At 70.1% G+C, this 21,993-nt stretch carries 14 protein-coding genes; 12 read left to right on the top strand and 2 right to left on the bottom strand.

Annotated features, from left to right (window positions below; all coding sequences use genetic code 11):
- The first annotated feature begins 207 nt into the window (after nucleotides 1-207).
- Nucleotides 208-3,348, top strand: coding sequence for an MYXO-CTERM sorting domain-containing protein (locus tag ACVTJA_RS19200; RefSeq protein ID WP_465838052.1), 3,141 nt, complete (start codon nucleotides 208-210; stop codon nucleotides 3,346-3,348).
- Nucleotides 3,349-3,519: 171 nt separating this feature from the next.
- Here ACVTJA_RS19200 and ACVTJA_RS19195 read toward each other — a convergent pair whose 3' ends face one another.
- Complete coding sequence (locus ACVTJA_RS19195) at nucleotides 3,520-6,183, bottom strand: pentapeptide repeat-containing protein (protein WP_465838051.1); 2,664 nt, start codon at nucleotides 6,181-6,183, stop codon at nucleotides 3,520-3,522.
- Nucleotides 6,184-6,644: 461 nt separating this feature from the next.
- Here ACVTJA_RS19195 and ACVTJA_RS19190 point away from each other — a divergent pair, with 461 nt between their 5' ends.
- From ACVTJA_RS19190 to ACVTJA_RS19160, 7 genes are read left to right on the top strand one after another with little or no spacing between them, the layout of a single operon-like run.
- Complete coding sequence (locus ACVTJA_RS19190; RefSeq protein WP_465838050.1) at nucleotides 6,645-7,262, top strand: 4Fe-4S single cluster domain-containing protein; 618 nt, start codon at nucleotides 6,645-6,647, stop codon at nucleotides 7,260-7,262.
- The gene (locus ACVTJA_RS19185; protein ID WP_465838048.1) at nucleotides 7,259-8,347 is read left to right on the top strand and encodes a hypothetical protein; all 1,089 of its coding nucleotides are present in this window, start codon (nucleotides 7,259-7,261) and stop codon (nucleotides 8,345-8,347) included. The genes ACVTJA_RS19190 and ACVTJA_RS19185 overlap by 4 nt, the downstream gene beginning before the upstream one ends.
- Nucleotides 8,344-8,910 carry a hypothetical protein gene (locus ACVTJA_RS19180; protein ID WP_465838047.1) on the top strand — a complete coding sequence of 189 codons (567 nt, stop codon included), beginning with the start codon at nucleotides 8,344-8,346 and terminating at the stop codon, nucleotides 8,908-8,910. Before ACVTJA_RS19185 ends, ACVTJA_RS19180 begins: the two co-directional genes overlap by 4 nt.
- Nucleotides 8,907-11,024 (top strand): AAA family ATPase, encoded by a 2,118-nt coding sequence (locus tag ACVTJA_RS19175; protein WP_465838045.1) that lies wholly within the window; start codon nucleotides 8,907-8,909, stop codon nucleotides 11,022-11,024. The genes ACVTJA_RS19180 and ACVTJA_RS19175 overlap by 4 nt, the downstream gene beginning before the upstream one ends.
- Nucleotides 11,017-11,283, top strand: coding sequence for a hypothetical protein (locus ACVTJA_RS19170; RefSeq protein WP_465838043.1), 267 nt, complete (start codon nucleotides 11,017-11,019; stop codon nucleotides 11,281-11,283). Before ACVTJA_RS19175 ends, ACVTJA_RS19170 begins: the two co-directional genes overlap by 8 nt.
- Nucleotides 11,283-14,561, top strand: a complete 3,279-nt coding sequence (locus ACVTJA_RS19165; RefSeq protein WP_465838041.1) for a hypothetical protein — start codon at nucleotides 11,283-11,285, stop codon at nucleotides 14,559-14,561. The genes ACVTJA_RS19170 and ACVTJA_RS19165 overlap by 1 nt, the downstream gene beginning before the upstream one ends.
- Nucleotides 14,558-15,607, top strand: coding sequence for an AAA family ATPase (locus ACVTJA_RS19160; protein WP_465838040.1), 1,050 nt, complete (start codon nucleotides 14,558-14,560; stop codon nucleotides 15,605-15,607). Before ACVTJA_RS19165 ends, ACVTJA_RS19160 begins: the two co-directional genes overlap by 4 nt.
- A gap of 9 nt (nucleotides 15,608-15,616) precedes the next feature.
- On the opposite strand, the gene ACVTJA_RS19155 is transcribed toward ACVTJA_RS19160, so the two are convergent.
- A complete protein-coding gene (locus ACVTJA_RS19155; protein WP_465838038.1) occupies nucleotides 15,617-16,075 on the bottom strand; it encodes a hypothetical protein in 459 nt (152 codons plus the stop codon).
- A 426-nt stretch (nucleotides 16,076-16,501) separates the two neighbouring features.
- Here ACVTJA_RS19155 and ACVTJA_RS19150 point away from each other — a divergent pair, with 426 nt between their 5' ends.
- Genes ACVTJA_RS19150 through ACVTJA_RS19135 form a run of 4 tightly spaced genes read left to right on the top strand, consistent with a single transcriptional unit; the run spans nucleotide 16,502 to nucleotide 21,929 of the window.
- On the top strand, nucleotides 16,502-17,992 hold the full coding sequence (locus tag ACVTJA_RS19150) for a hypothetical protein (RefSeq protein ID WP_465838036.1): 1,491 nt from the start codon (nucleotides 16,502-16,504) through the stop codon (nucleotides 17,990-17,992).
- 43 nt (nucleotides 17,993-18,035) lie between these two features.
- A complete protein-coding gene (locus tag ACVTJA_RS19145) occupies nucleotides 18,036-19,403 on the top strand; it encodes a WGR domain-containing protein (protein WP_465838035.1) in 1,368 nt (455 codons plus the stop codon).
- A 33-nt stretch (nucleotides 19,404-19,436) separates the two neighbouring features.
- On the top strand, nucleotides 19,437-20,789 hold the full coding sequence (locus ACVTJA_RS19140) for a WGR domain-containing protein (protein ID WP_465838033.1): 1,353 nt from the start codon (nucleotides 19,437-19,439) through the stop codon (nucleotides 20,787-20,789).
- Nucleotides 20,790-20,795: 6 nt separating this feature from the next.
- Entirely contained in the window at nucleotides 20,796-21,929 is a 1,134-nt protein-coding gene (locus tag ACVTJA_RS19135; protein ID WP_465838032.1) for an STM4014 family protein, read from the top strand.
- Nucleotides 21,930-21,993 lie beyond the last annotated feature (64 nt).

Genomic DNA, 21,993 nt, shown 5'->3' with positions numbered 1-21,993 from the left:
AGAAGTCGCAATGACGACGCGCACAGACCTGCCGGGTGGAGCGAAGACTCACCACGCGAGAGCGCGCATGCAATTGAACGCGCGCGGCACGGCTTCGTGAGCACGGACTCCCTGGCGGGTCGGAATCAGGAAAAAGCAGTAAGTCGCTTGAACCAAAATGCAACTGTGTTGTCCTTGTCCTGAGCACCCATCAGGACAGGAGTACACGTGAGTCGCTCTCTACGCTTCGTCCCCTTCTTGTTTCTTCTCGGCTCTGGCGCTTCCGCGGAGACACTCCCCGCGGAGACATTGCCGTTCTCACCCCAGCAGGTGATTCAGCAGGTTCAACTCTCCTTCCGCCCCGACGGTGAAGGCTTCTCCGGCGGGCACCGCACCTATCGAGTCACACACACCGACGGTCAGCTCACCGTCTCGCCACTGGCGTCCCGAGTCGACCCGGCGGAGCCGCGCCGCAGCGCCCTCACCTTCGGCGCCACACAGGTGATGCGAGGCCCCCGGACACTCCGCCTGGGCACGCCGCGCACGGCGGTGGCCTCGGACGGCTCGCTGCACCTGCAGCGCGGCCTCGTGGAGGAACAACTCCGCAACGGAGAGGACGGAGTGGAGCAGTCGTGGCGTTTCCCCATCCTCCCCGCCGGGCGCGGCCCGCTGAGCGTGCGCGTGCCCGTGCGCGGACTCGCGTACCAGGGCACGACGGCTGGCGGCCTGCACTTCTCCGACGCGGCCACGGGCGCGGGGCTCCGCTATGGCACGGGCACGTGGATTGACGCCACCGGAAGGCGCACCGAGGTGACGCCGACGTTCCAGGACGGCGCCATCGTGCTCACCGTCCCGGAGGAGACGCTGAAGGCCAGCGCCTTCCCCGCGGTGCTGGACCCCGTCATCGGACCCGAGTTCGGCATCGACCAGCCCGTGATGGCGGTGGAGCCGGGCGACCAGGAAGCTCCGAAGGTCGCCACCGACGGAACGAACTTCCTGGTGACGTGGACTGACAGGCGCGGCCCGTGGTCCGAAGATTGGGCCACGAGGGTGACGCCGGACGGAACCGTGCTGGACCCCAGCGGCTTCAAGCTTCCCAGCCTCAGCTGCGGCATGGACACCCTGGCCTACGGCGGGGGCTACTACGTCGTCGCCTGCGCGTACGGCATGTTCCGCATCACGCCCGACGGCCAGGTGGTGGACCCGACGCCCATCTCGTTCTACTCGCCGAACCGCGGCTCGCCCTCGTCCATCGCCTTCAACGGGACGAGCTTCCTCATCGCCTGGGTCGAACCCGGCGGCAGCGGCAGCGGTGGGCTCTACGCGATCATGGTCTCTCCCTCCGGCACCATCGTGATGCCCGAGAAGCTCCTGTCGCAGTACGCCATCGCCTACGACGTGGACGTCACCGCCGTCGGCACCTCGTTCCGCGTCGTCTACACGCAGGCGGGCGACAACATGCTCTCGCGGGTGGTGGAGGCCAACGGCAACCTGGGTCCCATCGAGCAGGAGCTCTACGGCATCAGCACGGGCCAGGCGCGCTACCCGGCCGTCGCGAGCAACGGAGAGGACTACGCCATCGTCTACCAGTATGGCGACATGTTCGCGAACACCAGCCAGTACATCGGCGGCAGGCTTCGCCGGGCGGATGGCGGGACCAGCAACTACACCGTGAGCAGCGCCACGAAGCAGCTTCGCCCCGACATCGCCTGGCTGCCGCGAGCGGGCGCGTACGGCGTCGTCTGGACGAACACGCGCAACAACAGCACCGACTACACCGAGGTTCAGAGCGCGTGGCTGAAGCCCGATGCGGGCATCGTCGCGAATGGCAGGGTCAGCCCGGCATTGAGCGGCCATCTGCAGGGGCACGCCCGCATCGCGGCGGGGCCGAATGGAAGCCTGGTGGTGTGGGACCGGAAGACCACGTCCGCGGGAATGGACGTGCTCGGCCGGGCATTCGACGGCACGGCGTCGAAGACGCTCAGCACCAGTTACAACTCGCAGACCGAGCCCTTTGTCGCGTCGAGCCCCGAAGGCTACTTCGTCGTGTGGCAGGACAGCCGGCGCCACGTGGAGCAGCTCTCGGACCTCTACGGGGCGCGGCTCGGCCCGACGGGCGAGGTGCTGAATGCGTCGGGCATCGCCATCGCCACGACAGTTCGGGACGAGGTGGCACCGGTGGCGGCCTGGAATGGCACGGACTGGCTGGTGGCCTGGGTCGAGCGGGGCGGCACGGGGAGCGCTCAACTGCGGGCTCGGCGCGTCTCGTCCACGGGCCAGTGGGTGGACACCACGCCCCTGACGTTGGGGCCCTCGACCAACTGGAGCCAGCCCGCCGCCGCGAGCGGCAATTCAGGCGCGGTGGTGACCTGGGCGGGTGGCCCCCCGAGTGGCGGCCTCCAGGCCACCCTGGTCCGGGGTGATGGTGGCGTGACGGTGCTGGGCTCCCTGCCCACGGATGGCGGAGCCAACCTGTCCACGGTCGCCGGCAATGCCAGCCAGTACCTGGTGGCGTGGCAGGACAATGGCGTGCTCAAGGCGCAGCGGTTCAACGCACAGGGCGTGGCACAGGGCGTCCGGTTCGACGCGGGGACGGGCTCGCAGCCTTCAGCGGCCAGCGACGGTACGGACTTCCTCCTCACCTTTGCGCAGAACGCGACGTCGACCACCGCGGACATCCGCGCGACCCGCATCTCCGCCACGGGCCAGGTCGCGAGCGCTTCGGTGCTCCTGGGTCAAGCGCAGGGGTACAACCTGCGCTCGACGGTCACCTGGGACGGGACGAACTACCTGGTCGGGTGGCGTCGGTACGGCTCGAGCCTCGTCTCCAGCGCGCTGCTCTACCAGGCAGCCCGCGTGAATCGGGATGGCGGTGTGGTCGATGCGACGCCGTTCACGCTCTTCCCGCCCGAGCTGACGCGGGAGGAGGACGTTGACGACTACGGAAGGCTGGGGCTGGCCTCGCTGGGCAACGGCACGTGGGTCGGCGTGACGTCGCGGCTGGAGGTCGACGCCGGCATCTACGCGCAGCGACTGCGGGCGCGGATGGGTGACTCACGGGTGGCGCTCCAGGCGAACGGCGCTAGCGAAACGGCCTTCGAGGACACCAGGAGCGGCTTCCCGAACGATGCGGCGAATCCGGGTGAGCCGCCGATGGACGACGCGTGGGTTGGCGCGCCGCTCTCCGACAGCGACATGCTCAACCCGTCCTCGGCGGATGAAGGAGGCGCAGCGGAGGCCGCCTTCGCGCGTCATCCCGGCGAGGGTGGCGTCGGGTGCAGCATGTCGGGAAGCGGCAGTGCGCCGTGGCTTCTGCTCGCGGCGCTCGGCCTCACCTTGGCGGTCCGACGGCGTCACGGGGCCCACTGAGGACGTGGCCGGGACTGCACGGGCAACGATGCTGGCATCAAGCTGACTCGTCGCGCGGCCTCCGACACGTCGTCGCGCGACGAGCACAGACTGCACGGGCAATGATTCCCGCATGAAGCCGGCTCGTCGCGTGGCACTCACACGGTGCCACGCGATCGGCCAACGTGTGACTCAGGGCTTGAAGCCCTTGGGCCATCGGGTCTTCGCGTCGTACTTCAGGTCCTTCAGGTCGGAGGACATCTTCGCGCCGGTGAGGTCCGCGCCGCTGAAGTCGGTCCAATGCAGTTTGGCCTTCGAGAAGTCCACGTCCCGAAGGTCCGCGCCGTCGAAGCGGGTGACCATGAGCGATGCGCTCTCGAAGCGCGCGCCGCGCAGGTTCGCGTTGGTGAAGATCGCCTGGGAGCAGGAGGCTCCGGAGAAGTTCGCCTTGCTCACGTCCGCGTGGCGGAAGTTGGTGCCGCCCAGGTAGACCTTCGAGAAGTCCACTCCGGAGAAACGGCCCTCGGTGAAGTCGAGCTCCAGCAGCTCGTACCCGCTCAGGTTGCGCCCCGCCAGGTCGATGCCCTGCAAGAGCACGGAGAACTCCGAACTGCCGCGGGCCTCCCGGTAGCGCTCGCGCCAGGAGTTCCACCGCTCCGCGCTGTCCTTCACCTCGTTCCGGAGCATCGCCGTCGCCTCCGCCGGGGTGGGCAGCAGGAGCTTCATGAGCTCGTTCTCGGAGAGCTTCTTGAGCTGCGCCCCCTTGGCCGTCAGCCCCGCCGCCACGCTGGCCGCGGCGCCGTCCCCCAGCACCAGGTGCGTCACCTTCGCGTCGGGCTTCGCCGCCACCTCCGCGCCGAGCTCCTTCAGCAGCCCCTCGCGGAACGCGGGAGTCGCGTTCTTGAATCGGCCGCCGAAGAGGAATCGCGCTCCGGCGAGGCGCTTCTCGAACAGGGCCTCGGACTTGCCGGTCACGGTGTTCTTCGTCTTACCGCCGCGCTTCGGCGCTGCCTCGGCTTCGAGCAGGAATGGCTCACCGTCGTCGACCTTCGCGGGCTTCAGCGTCTCCACCACCACGCTGCCGTCCGGCCCCACGTAGGCCACCGAGTCGCCGAGCATCGCGAGGGGCCACACCTCTTGAATCAGCGCATCGGGCCGGGGCTCCACTTCGTCGGGTCCGAGCCAGCGCGCCTTCTTCGGGTTGGCCACGTCCGCGAACAGCAGCCGCCCCAGCGAATCCGCCACCGCGACGCGCGTGTCCCCCACGAAGGCCACCTGCCCCAGCACCGCGTCGTGGCGCTCGAGCCGGCTCACCGTCTCGCCACTGCGAGGGTCCACCATGAGCAACACACTCTCCGCGTCGTCACGGTCGTCGTCGGCGACGCTGACCGCAATCCAGCCACGCGGCGATACCGCGAGCCCGCACACGCGCGAGCCCAGCGTGTCGACTCCCAGGGAGACCTCGCGAATCACCTCCGGCGTCTTCCCGAGCCGCCACAGGTGCAGCGCCTTGTCCGCGGTAGCCAGCCACGCGTCCTTCGGACCGAAGGCACAGGCCCTCACCCTGTCCTTGTGCGGAAGGTCCGCCTTGAGCAGGGCGCGCTTCAGCACCCAGACCTGGACGTTCTCCTGGGCCGGCGCCGCGAGCAGCGTCTCGTCCCGGGAGATGGCGAGCGGCCCCGACGAATAGCTGGAGAGCTCGAACGACTCGCGCGCCTTCGCGTCGAGCGACTTGCCGACGAAGATGGAGGCGTAGTCGAGCCGCACCAGCACACCCGACGACAGCGCCTTCACATCCGTGGGAGGGAAGTTCGCTGCAATCTCCGTCGACTTGCCCGTGTCGAGCTCCCACGAGACGTAGGTGCGGTTCGACGTGGCGACGACGGCGCGAGCCGTGAGCGCCAGGCCGAGAATGGGAGAAGGAGCGGCGCTCCCTGTCCGCGCGGAGCCGTCCTCCGTCGACCACACGCTCAGCGCGCCCGGAGTGGTGCCGGTGGCGAGCCACTTTCCGTCAGGAGAGAGCGCCGTGACGGAGCCCTGCATGTGGCGGTCGGGCACCTCGATGACCGGGCCCTCGTCGAAGTCCGGGACGCTCCACGAGCGCAGCATGAGCTCATTGCCCAGCGAGTATGCGCGCGTGCCGTCCGGAGAGAAGGCGACCCAGCGGCACCCCGCGCCACCGCCCGCCTCGAACTCGTGACGGCCCACGGAGCCGCGCACGGGCTTCAGGTCCTGCGCGTTCCACAGCTCCACGGCCCCATTGCCATGACCGACGAGCAGGTGCTCGCCCGTCGGAGAGAACGCGAGGGCAAGGACCTTGGTGCTCTTCCGCTTCGCCCGCTCCTTTCCCGTGTGCGCGTCGTAGAGCCGGACGATTCCCTTCGACGACCCGGTGGCCAGCCACGCGCCGTCCGTGCTGAAGGCGACGGCGTAGACCTCACCCTCCTTCTCCTGGAGGGTGTGGATGACGGCGGCGTTCTTCACGTCACGGACCAGGACTTCGCCCTCCTCGACGCTGACGAAGAGGGTGCGCTTCGGGTTCATCGCCTTCAGGTGGTAGGCCTGCGGTCCCGTGAGCGCCCAGTCCACCTTCCCCTTGGCGGAGATGCGTTGGATGAGCCCCCACCAACCCACCAGCACGGCGCCTCCCGGCAGCGAGAAGATGACGCGCAGGGGTTCTTCGAGTTTGCGTTGCGAGGCGACCTCGCCGGTCGCCACGTCGAAGGACACCAACTGTGTGTTTTCGTCGCCGGGCAGGACGGCCCACAGGTGGCGCGAGTCCGGAGAGAAATCGATTCCGACGAACTCACCGGGAACGTTGAAGGGCGCGGTGCCGTACTTGCGTTGGGTGGCCATGGTGCAACCGGACATACAACAGTCGCCCATGCGGGAAGTGTGTCATTGCACACGCCGCGCGTGTCTAGGGCCGCTTGATGGTCAGCGTCCCCTGCCACATCCAGTCGCAAGCATCACTCACCTCTTGCGCTCGCACGCGCGTTTCGTGTTGACGCGTGTGTGGCAACAGCAACGTGAATCACAGCAACTTGCGCCTGCTTCAGCCCACGGGCACCAGTGCAAGGACTTCGCGGCCGCGCCCATGGCCTGCGCCAGCGGGCACGAAAACGAATCCTGGAAGACAGGGGCCAGGCCCCGGTCATCGCGCTGTGACGCACGCCGGCTCCTCTGCCGGCCGGGCAGGCCCTCCCTGGAACCGCCCTCACAGGTCGCCCGACGTGCCACATCCTGAGGCCCGGCGCCGAAGTGGCACACGCCCCTCCCCCAGACGGGGCCGCTCCTGGCATGCTGGCGGGACGTCCATGTCTCCGGCCCAAGGCACCTCCCCCACTCCCGACAGCGGACCCGTGCTCCGGGTGGCGCAAATCGTCCCGCGCACGGAGGCGGAAGGGCCCGGAGTGCGCTTCTCCGTGTGGGTCCAGGGCTGCGCGCTGCGCTGCCCGGGCTGCTGCAACCCGGAGATGTTCGCCTTCGAGCGTGGCACCGTCATGACGGTGGAGTCCCTCGCCGCCCGCATCCTCGCCACCCCGGGCATCGAGGGCCTCTCCCTCCTTGGCGGCGAGCCCACCTCCCAGGCCGGCCCCGCCGCGGACCTCTGCGAGCGCGTCCGCGCCGCGGGCCTGAGCGTCATGCTCTTCACCGGCCACACGCTCGCGGAGTTGAAGGCCCAGTCCCGCCCCGACGTGGAGCGGCTGCTGTCCACCGTGGACCTGCTGGTGGACGGCCGCTACGAGAAGGACCAACCGGAGACCCGGCGGCGCTGGATTGGCTCGCGCAACCAGGTCATGCACTTCCTCACCGCGCGCTACTCACCGGACGAGCCCCGGTTCACCTCCCCCAACACGGCGGAGATGCACCTCATCGACGGCAAGCTCGTCATCAACGGCTGGCCCGAGCTCGCCAACCGGCTCCGTCCATGATTCGCGTCTCCACCGCCGAGCACGACCTCCTCACGCTCGCCCGCGCCATCATCGGCCTGGGACAGTATGCCCCCGTCGAGGACCTGCTCCGAGACAGACACATCGCCGTCCCCGAGCGCCTCAGCCCTGGCGCGATGCACGTGCTCCGCGACACCCTCTCCAAGGGCGCCGTCCTCGCCCTCGCCCGCTGTGGTGGATGGCGCAAACAGCGCTACCTCGACGGTGGGCAGGAGCGCTCCGGCCGCCTCTGGGAGCGGCACGCACCGCCCACGCTCCACTTCTCCGCGCTGAGCCTCCACATGCTGCGCTGGCTCCTGGAGCAGCCGCTGGTGAAGCACGGGGGCAAGCCGCTCGACGCCGAGGGCACGCTGACGCCCGCCGACGAATTCCTCCTCTACCTCTGCTGCCGCCTCGTCGCGGGCACGCCCTGCGCGAAGGCCGTGGGAGAGCAGGCCCTCTTCCGGCGCTCCGCGCTCTGCTGGCTCGGCGTCCCGGAGGTGTTCGGCGCCACGACTCCGAAGCTCACCGCCTCCAGCTTCGCGCCGCTGCTCGCCAATGGGGGCTGGTTGCTGGAAGCGTTGCAAGCGGACCTCGCGCACCGGTGGCGCCGCCTCGAGGAGTCCAAGCGCTTCGTCCACGAGCCCGAGGCGATGGTGGCCCTGGGCACCGCGCAGGAGGCCGTGCTGTCCGCGTTCCTCGACGCCGTGGACGCCGCCGGACGCAGGGACCTCGCCGGCTTCCTGCTCCACGCCGGGCGCCCATTGCTGGAGCAGCCCGCGTCGCGCTGGGTGGAGGGCCTGTCCCTCCACTCCGCGCTGAGCCTGCGTGCCTCGGCGGCCCGGTCCTCGGGTGCGTTCCTGCGCTCGCTGGGCCGCCTCGCGCGGTGGGACGCGGACCACCGCGTGGTGCGCTTCTTCGACGACAACTACGACGCCGCCCAGCTCCTCCTCTCCGAGTGGAGCTCCTTCGGCGAGGCCGGCTTCCGCCGCGCCGCGGACCTGGAGCGTGAGCTGTCCTCGTCCCTGACGACAGCCAGCGCGATTCCCACCCCCCTTTCCCCACCCTCCACCGGGAGCGCCCCATGAGCCGCGCCTACCGTGTCTCCGTCTCCGAGTCCCTCAACCGCGTGGTGCAGGCCGAGGACGGCCTCTGCTCCAAGCTGGAGCTGCTGCCCCTGCTGTCCCGAGAGGAGCTGGCTGGCCTGCTCGCGGCCGAGCTGGAAGGCCGTGGCTTCAAGCGTGATGGCGACGTCGCCGTGCGCACCGAGTCGGACGGCGTGCGCATCGCCGTGGACGTCACCACCGGAGACGTCAGCGTCACCCTCTCCGACGAAGCCCAGGTGGAGCTGACGGCGAAGGGCGAGATGACGGTGACCCATCCCAACGACACGAAGGAGGCGGAGGTCAAGGCCCGCGAGAAGGCGCGCAGCCGGCTGGAGGACGAGGCCAAGGACGCCACCGAGCGCCTGCGCGAGCAGGTGACGCGCCGCCTCGAAGGCCGCTTGAAGGACCTCAAGTCGGAGCTGGACGCCGTGTCGAACAAGGTGACAGCGGACGCGCTGAAGGTGCGCGCGAAGCAGCTCGGCACCGTGGAGGAGATTCACGAGGACGCGGCCACCGGCTCGCTCACCATCAAGGTGCGCGTATGAGCCAGCGCATCCCCGAGGACGCGCTGCCCACCGAGCTGTCGCCCTTCGCCGCGGTGGAGGCCGCCTACCCCGCCGAGCTGAACCGCGTCTGTGAAGCCCTGCTGCGCGGCCTGCCGGTGATGATTGAAGCCGACAAGGAGCTCACGCCCTTCTTCTACAAGTGCCTGCGCGACAGGCTGAAGAAGGACGGCAAGCAGTTCCTCTACCTGGACGGCCGCGCCGCGCAGGAGCCGCCCCCGGGCATGCCCGCGCCGAGCATGATGGCCACGCTCATCGGCCAGCTCCGGGACGCGGTGCGAGGCGCGGTGCGCGAGCGCATCGTCGTGCTGCCGCACCTGGACCTGCTCACCACCAGCAGCGGAGGCCTCACCTCCGAGGCGCGCGAGGTGATTCCGCTCCTGTATGAAAACCCGGAGATGGTCTGGGTCGGCTTCAAGGACCCGTCCTTCCCCGTGCCGCGCGTCATCGAGAACCTCTTCCCGCACAAGGAGAGCATCCTCGGCGTCAGCCGCGACCGGCTCCGCTACCTCATCACCCAGCGCGAGGCCCGCAAGTTCGGCCGGGGCCTCCAGCCGTACGCGCTCTACAAGCACGTGTCCGGCGTCAATGCCGTGCGCCTGCGCCGGCTGCTCGGAGCGATTACCGGCGAGGACTACCCCGCGGACCCGAGGCCCGCGTACGCGCAGCTCCGCTCCGCCACGCTCACCGGCAACCTCAGCGTGCCGGAGCTGGACCTGCACGCGGACATCGGCGGCTATGCGAAGGTGAAGCAGCGCCTCCAGCAGGAAATCCTCGACGTGCTCGCGCACAAGGACACGCTGAATGACCCGGAGGCGGTGAAGCGCGTGGAGGCGCTCCTGCCGCGCGGCATGATTTTCTGGGGTCCTCCTGGCACGGGAAAGACGCTCTTCGCCAAGGCGATGGCGTCCTCGCTGGGCGCGGCGGTGCAGGTGGTGAGCGGCCCGGAGCTGAAGAGCCGCTGGGTGGGCGAGAGCGAGGAGAACCTGCGGCAGATTTTCGTCCGCGCCCGGCAGGCCGCGCCCAGCATCATCGTCTTCGACGAGCTGGATTCCTTCGCGGCGGCGCGCGGCACCTTCACCGGCTCCGGCGTGGAGCACTCCATGGTGAACCAGCTCCTCACGGAGATGGACGGCTTCCGCAAGGAGGAGCTCGTCTTCGTGGTGGGCACCACCAACTTCGTGGAGTCGCTGGACCCGGCGCTGCTGCGCCCCGGCCGCTTCGAGTTCCAGCTCTGCATTCCGTATCCGAACAGCTCGGACCGGCGCGCGATTCTGTCCATCTATGACAAGAAGCTGGGCCTCGCGATGACGGAGCGCGCGATGGACTACGCGGTGAAGCGCACGGGGGACCTCGTGGAAGGCACCGGCACGCGCTTCTCCGGCGACCACATCCAGGCGCTGTGCCGGGCCCTGGCGCGGCGACGGCTGCGCGACGGCACGCAGGCGCCGACGGAAGCGGTGGACGTGGAGAAGGCCCTCACGGACTTCCTCGACCGGCCGGAGCTCACGCCCACGGAGGAGAAGGTGGTGGCCACGCACGAGGCGGGCCACGCGGTGTGCGCCCTCTTCTGCCCGCATGCACCGGCCATCGACCGCATCAGCATTCGCGGGGACCTCGCGGGCTCGCTCGGCTTCGTGCAGTACGCGGACCCGGCGCACCGCTATGTCGTCACGCGCGGGCAGATGCTCGACAGCATCTGCATGCTCTTCGGTGGACGTGAGGCGGAGGCGCTGCTCCTGGACGACCTCTCCATGGGCAGCGCGCACGACTTGCAGCGCGCCACGGAGATGGCCCGCGAGCTGGTGGAGGAACTGGGCATGGGCGGCGACGGAGTGCCGGTGCGCCGCTTCGACGCCCCGGGCCGCAACGCCGAGCGCCACGCCCTCTCCGACGCCACGCGCGGCACGCTGGAGGCCGCGGTGCAGGAGGTGCTGGAGGTGCAGCGCGCCCGCGCCCGCGACATCCTCCGCCGCGAGAAGGACCGGCTCGTGGCGCTGCGTGATTTGCTCATCGAACGCAAGGTGTTGGACCGAGAGGCCTTCACCCACCTGGCGCCCGCGTCGGCGCCGAAGAAGGAGCCCGCCCTTGGCTAGCCTCATCCTCCGACTGCAGGTGGACCCGGCGACGGGCCGCAAGGACGTCATCATCCAGTACGAGAGCGACTCGGACGCGCTGCCCATGGAGCACGAGGAGGAGCACCGCCGCCTCGTGGACAAGCTCATCGCGGGCGGCACGCTGAAGGCCTCTGAACTGGGCCGCGTCATCGTCCAGCGCGACACTCCGGCCGGACAGGCCGCGGAGCCCACGTCCTCGGCCGAGGAGACTTCCGGAAAGGTGGGCCAGAAGGCCTGATGTCCACGCTCGTCTTCCCCAGTGAGGAAGCGCTCCAGCTCGCGCTCACCTCCGGTCTCGTCCCTTCCGAAGTGCAGACCTCGCCGGCGCGCTATCACCGGACCGCCGAGGGTGCGCTCCACGTCACCCCGGACGCGCCCCTCACCAGGGCCGCGCTCAAGGGGCTCACCTCGCTCGGCGTCAAGGCGCGGGACGCGGAGGCCAACGACGCGGCCCCCGTGCTGTGCTGGGCGGAGCTGCTGCGTCCGCGTCGCGTCCCTGTCGACTCGGCGCCCGGTGGCCCGGTGCTCTTCCTGCCGGAGAGCGCGGAGGCGCTGCTACCACTGGCCGGAGAGATGCTGCGGCTGGGGTGTGACAGGCAGGAGGTGTGTCTCGCCGGAAGCGCGAAGGGTGACGCACGCCGTGCCCTGCTGCGCGCGGTGGCGCCGCCGTACTTCACGCTCACCGGCGCGCTGGACCACACGGGTGGGCTGCGCGCCTTCGTGCCCGCGGTGCCCGGACAGCACTCCGTCTGGGTGGAGCTGGGCCACACGCATCCGCTGGCGCGCACGCTCCAGCCCGCGCCGGGGACGCTGCTGCTCATCCCGGGTGAAGGCCGCTGGCTGACGGCGCCGGACGGGCCCTGGACGGACCTGTACCAGCTCACGGACCTGTGCCTCCCCGAGCCCGCGGAGGAGTGGGAGGCCGAGGCGTCGCCCGGCCGGCTCTCGGTGCCGCTGCGCCTCACGCGCGCCGCGCGCACGGAGCCCGCGAGCCTCTGGGTGCTCCGAGACAACGCGCTGGCCCAGGTGGAGTCGCTCGTCCACACGCTGCCGGAGGCGCTGCTCGCGCAGCTCCGCTTCGCCGTGGCCGGGACGCCGGAGGCCCCGTGCATCGTCCTCCGCGCGAGGCCGGGACGCGAGCATCCGCCCGAGCTGGGCCTGTCCGGCATGGCGTACGCGCCGCTGCCGCAGCTCGCGGACCTGTTCCTGCCGTGTGACGGATTGCTGGAGCCGCCCGTGCGGCGGGACAGGCTGCGCGCCCTGCTCGCGCCCGAGCGCGACACCGTGACGTGGCTGCACCCCACCGGAGGCGGAGCCTTCCGCGCCGAGCGCCTGCCCGAGTCGGCCTTCCATCCGCTCGACGCGTGGGTGGACTACGTGGTGGACACGGGCGCCGCCGCGCTGGTGCCCTGGGTGCGCGGCACGACGTTCGACTTCGACGCCTTCGAGGCCGCCGACGGAGAGTGGCTGACCACCGCCCCGAAGAAGGCGCAGGCCGAAGAGGAGGACGACAAGGATTCGAGGTCGTCGCGCCGCACGCGCCGCACGCCCCCTTCGCAGCAGGCGGAGCCCACCGCACCGGCGTCGGCCGCTCCGAAGCGCGCGGCCTCGGGGCCGGCACCGGGCCCGAGGCTGACACCGCTCACGCCCACGCAGCTCGGCGCCGTCGAGGAGGAACTGGCGAAGCTGGAGAAGTCGTTCCTCGCGCTCGACGCACCGGCGGACTCTTCGGAGCGGCGGCAGCTCTGGGTGCGCATGGCGGAGCTGAATGGACAGCTCGGGCGCAGGCGCGACGCGGGCCTGTGCTGGACGCGGGCGCTCTGGGAGAGCGCGGGTCCCGAGGCCGCGGAGCTCGCCTCGCGCTGGGCCGAGGCCGAGACGAGCGGCGCGCCCGCTCCCGCTGAAGTGCTCTCACGCGCGACGCCGACCGACGACGACGTGCGCGCGCTCGCCAGCAGCCTGGTGCGCTCGGTGCTCTCTCCCGGAGAGAAGGCACCGGGGGATGTGCCCTCGCTGCAGCGCTGGCTGGACCGGCACGACGGGGCGCTCGACGTGCGCTCGCTGTGGCTGGCGCGGGCTTCGTTGGACAGGCTCGCGGGAGGAGACCCCCTCGGGCTCGCTCGGGCGGGAGACCGGCTGCTGGAGTTGCTCCAGCGCGGGCTGTCCCTCGCGCGCGACGTGCCCCGCTTCCTGCGCGCCGGCACGGACGCCACGCACGCGCCCAAGCTGGTGGCGCAGTTGGAAGCCCTCCTGGACCGCTTCGAGCGCACCACGCGCCGCCGCTCCTCCATCGAGGCACCACCGGCGCTGACGCAGGCCTATGTCCACTTCGTCTTCGCCTGCGGCCTGGCGCGGCTGGGGCAGGCGGAGCGGGCTCGCGCACTGGCCACTGCCGCCGTTGGAGCACTCGACGCGTCGGAGCCCATCCACGGCTTCCTCTCACGGGCCTATGGCGCGCGCGTGGCGCAGGCGCTGGAGGGACAGCCGCCGGAGACACCGCTGCCCGCGGACATCGGTGCGGAGCTGAACGCGCTGCAGACCTTCCAGCGGTACAAGGTGGACCGGCTGCGGCAGTCCTCCGCGCTGCTGGAGCCAAGCGAGCGGTTGGACCCGGCGCGGGCCTTCGGGCGTGGCGCGAGGGACTTGCGCGGCGAGGAGTTCGCGGCGCTGCGAGACATCCGGGACCCGGTGAAGGTCGCGGCGGAGGTGGAGGCCCTCACCTCCCGCGCCACCGCGCCGAAGCTCGCGGCTCCGGAGAAGCAACGACTGCTAGGCGGATTGCTGGACACGCTGCCGCGGCTGTCTCCCGCGCGAGCCCTGCCGCTGCTGGACCGGATGGTGGGCGCGCTGGAAGGACTGCCCGGTGAGGCGCAGGGACAACTGCTGGGTGACGCGCTCACGCTGGCGGCCCTCTTCGGCCGCGCGGACCGGGCGACGGCGCTGGCGGGACGCCTGCGCAAGGTGCTGGCGGGACTGCCTCCCGAGTCACCGGCCTGGGGCCAGGGCCTGCTGGGCGTGAGCCTGCGCGGCCTGCGCCGGGTGGGACTGGCCCGTGAGGCGCGCGAGCTGGTGGACGCGGCGCAGGGGCTGCTCTCCAAGCCGAAGACGCCGATGCCCGCGCAGCTCGGCGTGGCGTCGGGGCTGGCGATGCTCGGCCGCGTGGACGAGGCCCTGCCCGTGTTCGACCGCGCCTTCGAGTCGCTCGCCGCGGCGAAGGGCGCGCTGCCGGAGCGGCTGGCGCTGACGCGAAGCCTCGCGGGAGCCCTGGCGCACGCGCCGGTGGACGTGGCGCTGCCCGGGCTGGCGAAGCTGTCGGAGCAGTTGCCGAGCGTGACGGACAGCTACAACACGAACAGCCATTTCTGCCTCTCCGTGGTGGAGCTCGCGGACGCGCTGGTGCTGGGCCACGTGGAAGTGGGCCAGGGCAGCGGAGAGCGGGCGCGGAGCTGGCTGGACGAGGACGAATTCCTGGTGCGACGGCGCATCCATCGGGAGCTGGAGGAGCGCACAACATGAGCAGTCTGCCGCGGCGCGAGGAGTCCCTCGCCGTCGACCCCATCAGCGAGCTTTCCTTCGACGCGCTCTCGCGAGAGGCCCACGCCTTGCGCGAGCGGCTCAATCGCTTCCGTCAGGCCCTGGGCCGGCACTTCGTGGGCAAGCAGGGGTTGGTGGACCTGATGACCGTGGCGGCAGTGGCACAGGAGCCGCTGCTGCTGGTGGGCCCGCCGGGCACGGCGAAGTCGGACCTGGTGCTGAAGTTCCGGGACGCGCTGCGCATCCCGAACGAGGACTACTTCGAGTACCTCCTCACGCGCTTCACCGAGCCGTCCGAGGTGCTGGGCCCCATCGACATCAACCTGCTCCGCCAGGGCCGCTACATCCGGCGCGAGGGCGGCAAGCTGCCCACCGCGAAGCTCGTCTTCCTGGACGAGGTCTTCAAGGCGAGCTCGGCCATCCTCAACGCGCTGCTCACCGTCATCAACGAGCGCAAGTTCTACCAGGACGGAGCGCCGCAGCCGGTGCGGCTGAAGGTCCTCTTCGCCGCCACCAACGAGCTGCCCGAGCATGCGGAATTGGGTGCGCTCAAGGACCGCTTCTGCCTCAAGGCCGCGTGCCGTCCGGTGCAGGACCGCTACTTCCTGGAGCTGCTGGACTCGGGCCTGGACTCGCAGACGCACCGGGAGATGAACCAGAAGCCGTGGGCGGAGGGGCACGCCACGCTGGACGACGTGCTCAAGGCGCACCGCTACCTGACGCTGATGATGGGCAAGCGCGAGACGGGGCCGGACGGGCGAGAGCTGCGAGACCGCGACCTCTTCTTCCGCGACGAGCTGCTGCGAGAGTTCCGCCGCGTGGTGCAGACGCTGACGCGCGAGGACGGCGTCTTCATCAGCGACCGCAAGCTGGTGAAGCTGTACCGGCTGCTGCGCACGCGCGCGTGGATATTCCACGGCGGCGCGGTGGAGCGGCAGGACCTCCAGCTCCTCTCCTATCTCGGCGAGAGCCGGGAGGAGATTGATTTGCTGGAGGAGAAGGTGCCCCGGTTGCTGGGTCTCACCTGAGCGCGGGGCTCAAGCGTCGATGGCCTCGCGCTTCGGGGCGCGGGGCATCAGGCCGTTGAACTCGTAGATGAAGGCGCCGTGCTCGGTGACGTCGACGGTGCAGGCGCCCGCGCGAGACAGCTCCTCGAGCACCTCCTTGGCCTCGGTGAAGGAGAGGTCGCTCCCGGCCGCCACCTCGGCGATGGTGACGCGGCCGGCGTGCTGCTGCGCGCAGGAGAGGACCGCCCGCTCGATGTCGCGAGGAGACCTGGCGGGGAGCTGCGGCGCGACGGGCTCTTCCTGCTGTGCAACCGGCATCCTTGCTCGCCGCGCGCTACGGAAGAGCGCCAGGCCCGAGATGACAAAAGCGGTGGCGAGGAAGAACCCGAGGACCGTGTTGTCCGTCTTGCCATTCCGCAGGTTGTCGATTTCCACGGCGAAGCCGGTGAGCCCGATGATGAGAAGAAACCAGCCGGCGATACTCCTCATGTGCCCCTCTCCGTGACGGAGCCGCCCCTGGGGCTCCTGAGACTTTTCATAGCAGAAGATTCCCCTCCGCTGCGGACGCGACCACGGCCGTGCCAGCGACTTACACGCAGTGTCTCGGTTGGCGACCGTCCACCCTTGCGGCGCGAGCGCGACATCTCCACTCGAGAGCGATCCACGAGCCCCGCCGCGAATGGTTGCCGCTTCGTGCAACGCCGCATGCGTCGTTGCCCTCGAAGGACCCTGAATGGCTGATAAGCTCCACGCTTCCCACGGAGCGGGCGACAGGGGCGGGACCTGCGTCCCCGTCTCACGAGCAACCATGAGCGCGGAGCTGAGAAGACCCCAGGACCCGGAGCGCTGGCCATGTGCGGGGTTGCACCTCGCCCGGCAGGAAGTCCTCGGCCTGGAGTCACTGGCGGGCAACCCATGAGCGCGGAGCTGCGAGGACCCCAGGACGCGGAGCGCTGGCTGTGCGCGGGGCTCTGCCTCGCGCGGCAGGAGGGCCTCGGCCCGGAGTCACTGACCACATCGGTGCCATGGCTCCTCGCCACGCTCGCGGAGGCCCCCGACCTGCCGCCTCCGGCCCTCGTCGCCGACCTCGGGCGCCTCGTCTCGGGCGTGCCGCTCGCCCCCGCCCTGCCCGTCCCGGACACGCTCCCCCGGCTGCGCGCCGCCGTGCGCGCGTATGACGACCACGTGCTCGCACGGCTCGCCGCCGAGCCCCACCTCGACGCCGTGTCCTCCGCCCTGGCCCGCCTGCCCGAAGCACTCCGCCCCCGGGGCGTCGCCTTCCTCGCGGCACGAATCCTCACCCGGCTCGGCTTCACCGGAGGCACCGCGCTGAGCCCGGGCCTCGCACGGCGTGTCCTGGAACGCCCTCCCGCCGAACTGCTGCAAGCGGGCTACGCGGCACTCCGAGAGCCCGGAGCCGGCGCCGCGCTGGAGCGACTGGCCGAAGGCTACGAGGCCCTGGCCAGCGCGGCCCGCCGGGCCCAGGCGCTCCTCGGCGACGCGGAGGCCTTCACGCTGGAGAACCTGGAGCACCTCCAGGGCAAGGCGCAGCGCATGGCCCTGGAGCAGGCGGTGGAAGCCGCCGAAGCCCTCTCCCGCACGCTGCCGCCGAAGCTGCGCGCGCGCCCCGTCTCCTCCGGCCCCACGCCCACGTCGCTGGAGGACGAGGCCGCCTTCCCGCAGGGCGGCTTCGCCTCCGTGTCCAACGTGGGCAGCCTGGAGAACCTCGTCACCTCCGAGCTGGTCTACATGGAGGACGAGCCCACCCTGGACCTCTTCGACGTGCGCTACGTCGAGGGCGAGCTCCTCTACTACACGCGCGACGAGAGCGTGGCCGTGCGCCGTCGCCGCGTCATCACCTTCGCCGTGCTGCCGGGCCTGGTGGACGCGCGGGTGAAGGACACCGGCGTGCGCTGGCAGCGCGCCGTCGTCGCGCTGGGCCTGGTGTTGTGTCTCGTGCGCCGGCTCTCCGCCTGGCTCACCGCCGAGGACCTGCGCTTCCGCGTCGTCTTCGTGCAGGACGAAAAGGCGCAGTCCCCGCTAGAACCTGAGCGAGGCCTCTGCGAGCTGCTCCTGCGCGAGTGGCGCGAGCGAGGCACCGCGGAAGTCCTCACCGCCCCCGACCTCGACTCCGTCCTCTCCGAGGCCGCGGCGAGCACCAAGCGCTCCCGGGTGGACGTGCTCCTCGTGGACGCGGCACGTCACGGAGCCCGCGGCGCCCACGACGCACGGGAAGCCGACGCCCGGGTGGGCCTCCAGCTCGTGGACCTGAGTGGACCGTCCCCGCACGTGCGCGTCCTGGGTTCCAAGACTGCGACACGCGCGCCCCAGGAATCCCCCCAGCCCGAATCGCCCTGGGAGTCCTGGACGGGCACGACGCTTGAGCTTGCGCGGAGCCTTCTCTAGCGTCCGGTCCGGGACGCGCCACGACGGCGCGCGGAGGACGTCCATGCCGCGGTACGAGTTCAAGGAAGGCAGCTCCAACAAGTTCTGGGAGATTTCCCTCTCGGGTACCTCCTTCACCACGCGCTGGGGCCGCATCGGCACGGATGGCCAGGAGAAGACGCAGTCCTTCAGCGACACCGCCACCGCGAAGAAGGAGTACGACAAGCTCGTCCGCGAGAAGGAGAAGAAGGGCTACGAGCTCGTCGGCGACGGCGAGGGCGGCGACGAGGGTGAAGGCGAGGCCGGCGAGAGCGCCTCCAACCCGGAGCTCGAGGCCACCATCCTCTCCAACCCGGACAACGCGGACGCGTACCTCGTCTACGGCGACTGGCTCCAGCGCCAGGGCGACCCGCGCGGTGAGCTGGTGGCCCTCCAGCACGCGGCCCTCCAGGCCAGCGGCGAGGAGGCCGCCAACCTCAAGAAGCAGATTGCGAAGCACCTCAAGAGCTTCAAGGACTCGCTCCTCGGCGACCTCGCGGACGCGCAGGACGAGGAGGAGCTGAAGCTCGAGTGGCACCTGGGCTTCATCAAGTCGGCGCGCGTGGGCCAGAAGGACTACGACTCCGACCGCGACATCCCGGAGCTGGTGAAGGAGCTGCTCGCGCATCCGTCCGCGCGCTTCATCCGCGAGCTCACCATCGGCATGGCGAGCTTCGACGGTGAGAACGACTACGGGAGCGTCATCGAGTCCCTCACCGAGGCGCTCAACGAGCTGGGCGGCTCGAAGACGCTCCAGAGCCTGTTCATCGGTGACTTCGAGTACCCGGACGACACCGAAATCTCCTGGTCCTACATCCATGACATCTCCAGCCTCTACAAGCTGCTGCCCAACCTGCGCTCGCTGCGGCTGCGCGGCGGCTCGCTGGAGCTGGGCAACGTGGACCTGCCGGAGCTGCGCGAGTTCACGGTGGAGACGGGCGGCCTGCCCCTGTCCGCGGTGAAGTCCATCGCCGCCGCGAAGTGGCCCAAGCTGGAGAAGCTGGAGGTCTGGTTCGGACAGGACAACTACGGCGGCGAGGGCGGCGTGGAGGACATCCAGCCCATCCTCGACGGCAAGGGCCTGCCCAACCTCAAGTCGCTGGGCCTGTGCAACTCGGAGTTCACCGACGACCTCTGCAAGGTGCTGCCGAAGGCGAAGGTGCTGCCGCAGCTCGAGCGGCTGGACGTGTCCAAGGGCGTCATGTCCGACGAGGGCGCGCGCATCCTCGCGGAGAACGCCGCGGCCTTCGCCCACCTCAAGCACATCGACCTCACGGAGAACACGCTCACCGACGAGGGCGAGCGCCTGGTCGCGAAGCTGTGCCCCAGCGTCGCCGCGGGCAACCAGCGCGACTACGAAGAGGACTACCGCTACTCGGCGGTCGGCGAGTAGCACCACGCGCATCACACGTCTGGGGGACACACCATGCCGCGCTTCGAATTCAAGGAAGGCAGCTCGAACAAGTTCTGGGAAATCGACCGGAAGGAGAACGTCCTCACCACGCGCTGGGGCCGCATCGGCACCGAGGGCCAGGAGAAGACGCAGACCTTCGAGCACGAATACGAGGCGCGCACGTCCTACGACAAGCAGGTGCTGGAGAAGACGAAGAAGGGCTACGCGCGCGTGAAGCCCGAGGACACCGGCCCCGAGCCCAAGTCCAACAAGGAATTGGAGGACGCCATCCTCCGTGAGCCCGAGGCCGCGGACGGCTACCTCGTCTACGGCGACTGGCTCCAGTCCCAGGGCGACCCGCGCGGCGAGCTCATCGCCCTCCAGCACGCGATGTCACAGGCGAAGGGCGCGGAGGCGAGCGCCCTCAAGAAGAAGGTGTCCGCGCTCCTCAAGAAGCACCAGGGGCTGCTGCTGGGCACGAAACTCTCATCGATGCTCGGGGGCGAGACGCTGAAAATCGAGTGGCACCTGGGCTTCATCCGCAGCGCCCGCGTGGCGGTCGCTGGCTGGGATGAGGACCCGGAGTTCCAGGTCGACGAGACGCTGAAGATGCTGCTCGCGCACCCGTCCGCGCGCTTCCTCCAGGAGCTGACCATCGGCCTGGCGGACAACGAGGGAGAGAACGAGTACAACGACATCATCCGACTCATCGCGAAGTCCGCGCCCAAGACGGTGCGCAAGCTGTTCATCGGCGACTACGTGTTCCCGGACGATACGGAGATTTCGTGGACGGACGTGGGCAACGTGGCGCCGCTGTACAAGGCCCTGCCGGAGCTGCGCTCGCTGCACCTGCGCGGTGGTGACGTGAGCCTCGGGAAGATCGACCTGCCGGAGCTGCGCGAGTTCATCCTGGAGTCCGGCGGACTGGACCGGGGCTCGGTGAAGGCCATCGCCGCGGCGAACTGGCCGAAGATGCAGAAGCTGGAAGTCTGGTTCGGCAGCGAGAACTACGGAGCCAGCGGCGAGCTGAAGCACATCCAACCCATCCTCGACGCCACCGGCCTGCCGGAGCTCAAGCACCTGGGCCTGTGCAACGCCGAGTTCACCAACGAGCTGGTCGAGGCGCTGCCGAAGTCCAAGGTGCTCCCGCAGCTCGAGACGTTGGACTTGTCCAAGGGCACGCTGACGGACGAAGGCGCGGCGGTGCTGCTGGCGAACGCGGCGGCCTTCAAGCACCTCAAGCGCCTGGACCTCACCAAGAACCTGCTCGGCACCAAGGCTGCGAAGTCGCTGTCGAAGCTGTGCGCGGACGTGGTCATTGGACACCAGCGCAAGGACTACTCCGACGACGATGACGACCACCGCTATGTCGCGGTGGGCGAGTAGCGCCGGATGGCGTTGGCTCCGCCCTTCATCCTCATCGGCAACGCGGAGAACCGCCGCGTCACCCTCTTCCAGGAGGCACTGGCGCGGCAGGGGCTCCCTCCCGCGAGGGTGGTGCCCTGGGTGGACTTCCTCTCCACCCCGGGACTCCTCGCGGACCTGCCGGACACCGACGCGCTGGTCCGCATCGACTCGGCGGGCGAGAGCTGGGACGTGGAGCGGGCGCTGCTGAAGCGCGGCGCTCCAGATGCACAGGAGACCGGCTGTACGGCCATCACTCCGGCGCAGGTGGACGCGCTGGAGTACGACCACGGGCGCATCCTCCATCCCCGGCAGCACCACCTCGGCTTCCTGCGCACGCTCTCAGAGCTGGAGGCCATCTTCGCGGCGCACCCGCGCTGGAAGGTGCTCCAGGCGCCCGCGAGCATCGCGGACCTCTTCGACAAGCGCATCACCTCGCGGAGGTACGCGGGGCTCGGCGTGCCGGTGCCGGAGTGGCTGGACGGCGTGACGGATTCGGACTCCCTGCGCCAGCGGATGCGCGAGCAGGACTGCCGCGAGGTGTTCGTGAAGCTGTCCTGCGGCTCGTCCGCGTCGTGCCTCGCCATCTACCGGCTCGGGCGCGCACGGGACACGCTGGTCACCACCATCGAGCAGGCGAAGACGGGCTGGTACAACTCACTCAAGGTGCGCCGCATCGACGAGCCCGCGCGCGTGGACGAGGTGCTGGGCTTCCTCCTCGCCGAGGGCTCACAGGTGGAGCACTCCATCCCCAAGGCGCGCCTGGGCGGCGACTACTTCGACTGCCGCATCCTGATGGTGCGCGGCGAGCCGGCCTTCACGGTGGTGCGGCAGAGCCGGCACCCGATTACCAACCTGCACCTGGGCGGCTGGAGAGGCGAGCTGGACGAATTGCGCGCCGCCGTCCCCGCGAATGAATGGAACGCGGCCCTGGAGAGCTGCCGCACCGTGGCGCGCGCCCATGACTGCCTCCATGTGGGCATCGACCTGATGTTCGAGGACTTCTTCACGGGGCACCGCGTGCTGGAGGCCAACGCCTTCGGCGACCTGCTCCCCAACCTGCGCCGCGACGGGCTCACCGTGTACGAGTGGGAAATTCGCGAGGCGCTGCACGGCCTCTGACGGTTTCGACGAGCTCACGAAGTGAGCGGGAACACGACGCCCCCGCGCATCAGCAGGCGGGGCC

The sequence above is a fragment of the Pyxidicoccus sp. M6 genome (assembly GCF_055568925.1).
Note: the sequence above shows the minus strand (reverse complement) of the source record. Positions and strands in the feature narration are given on the sequence as shown.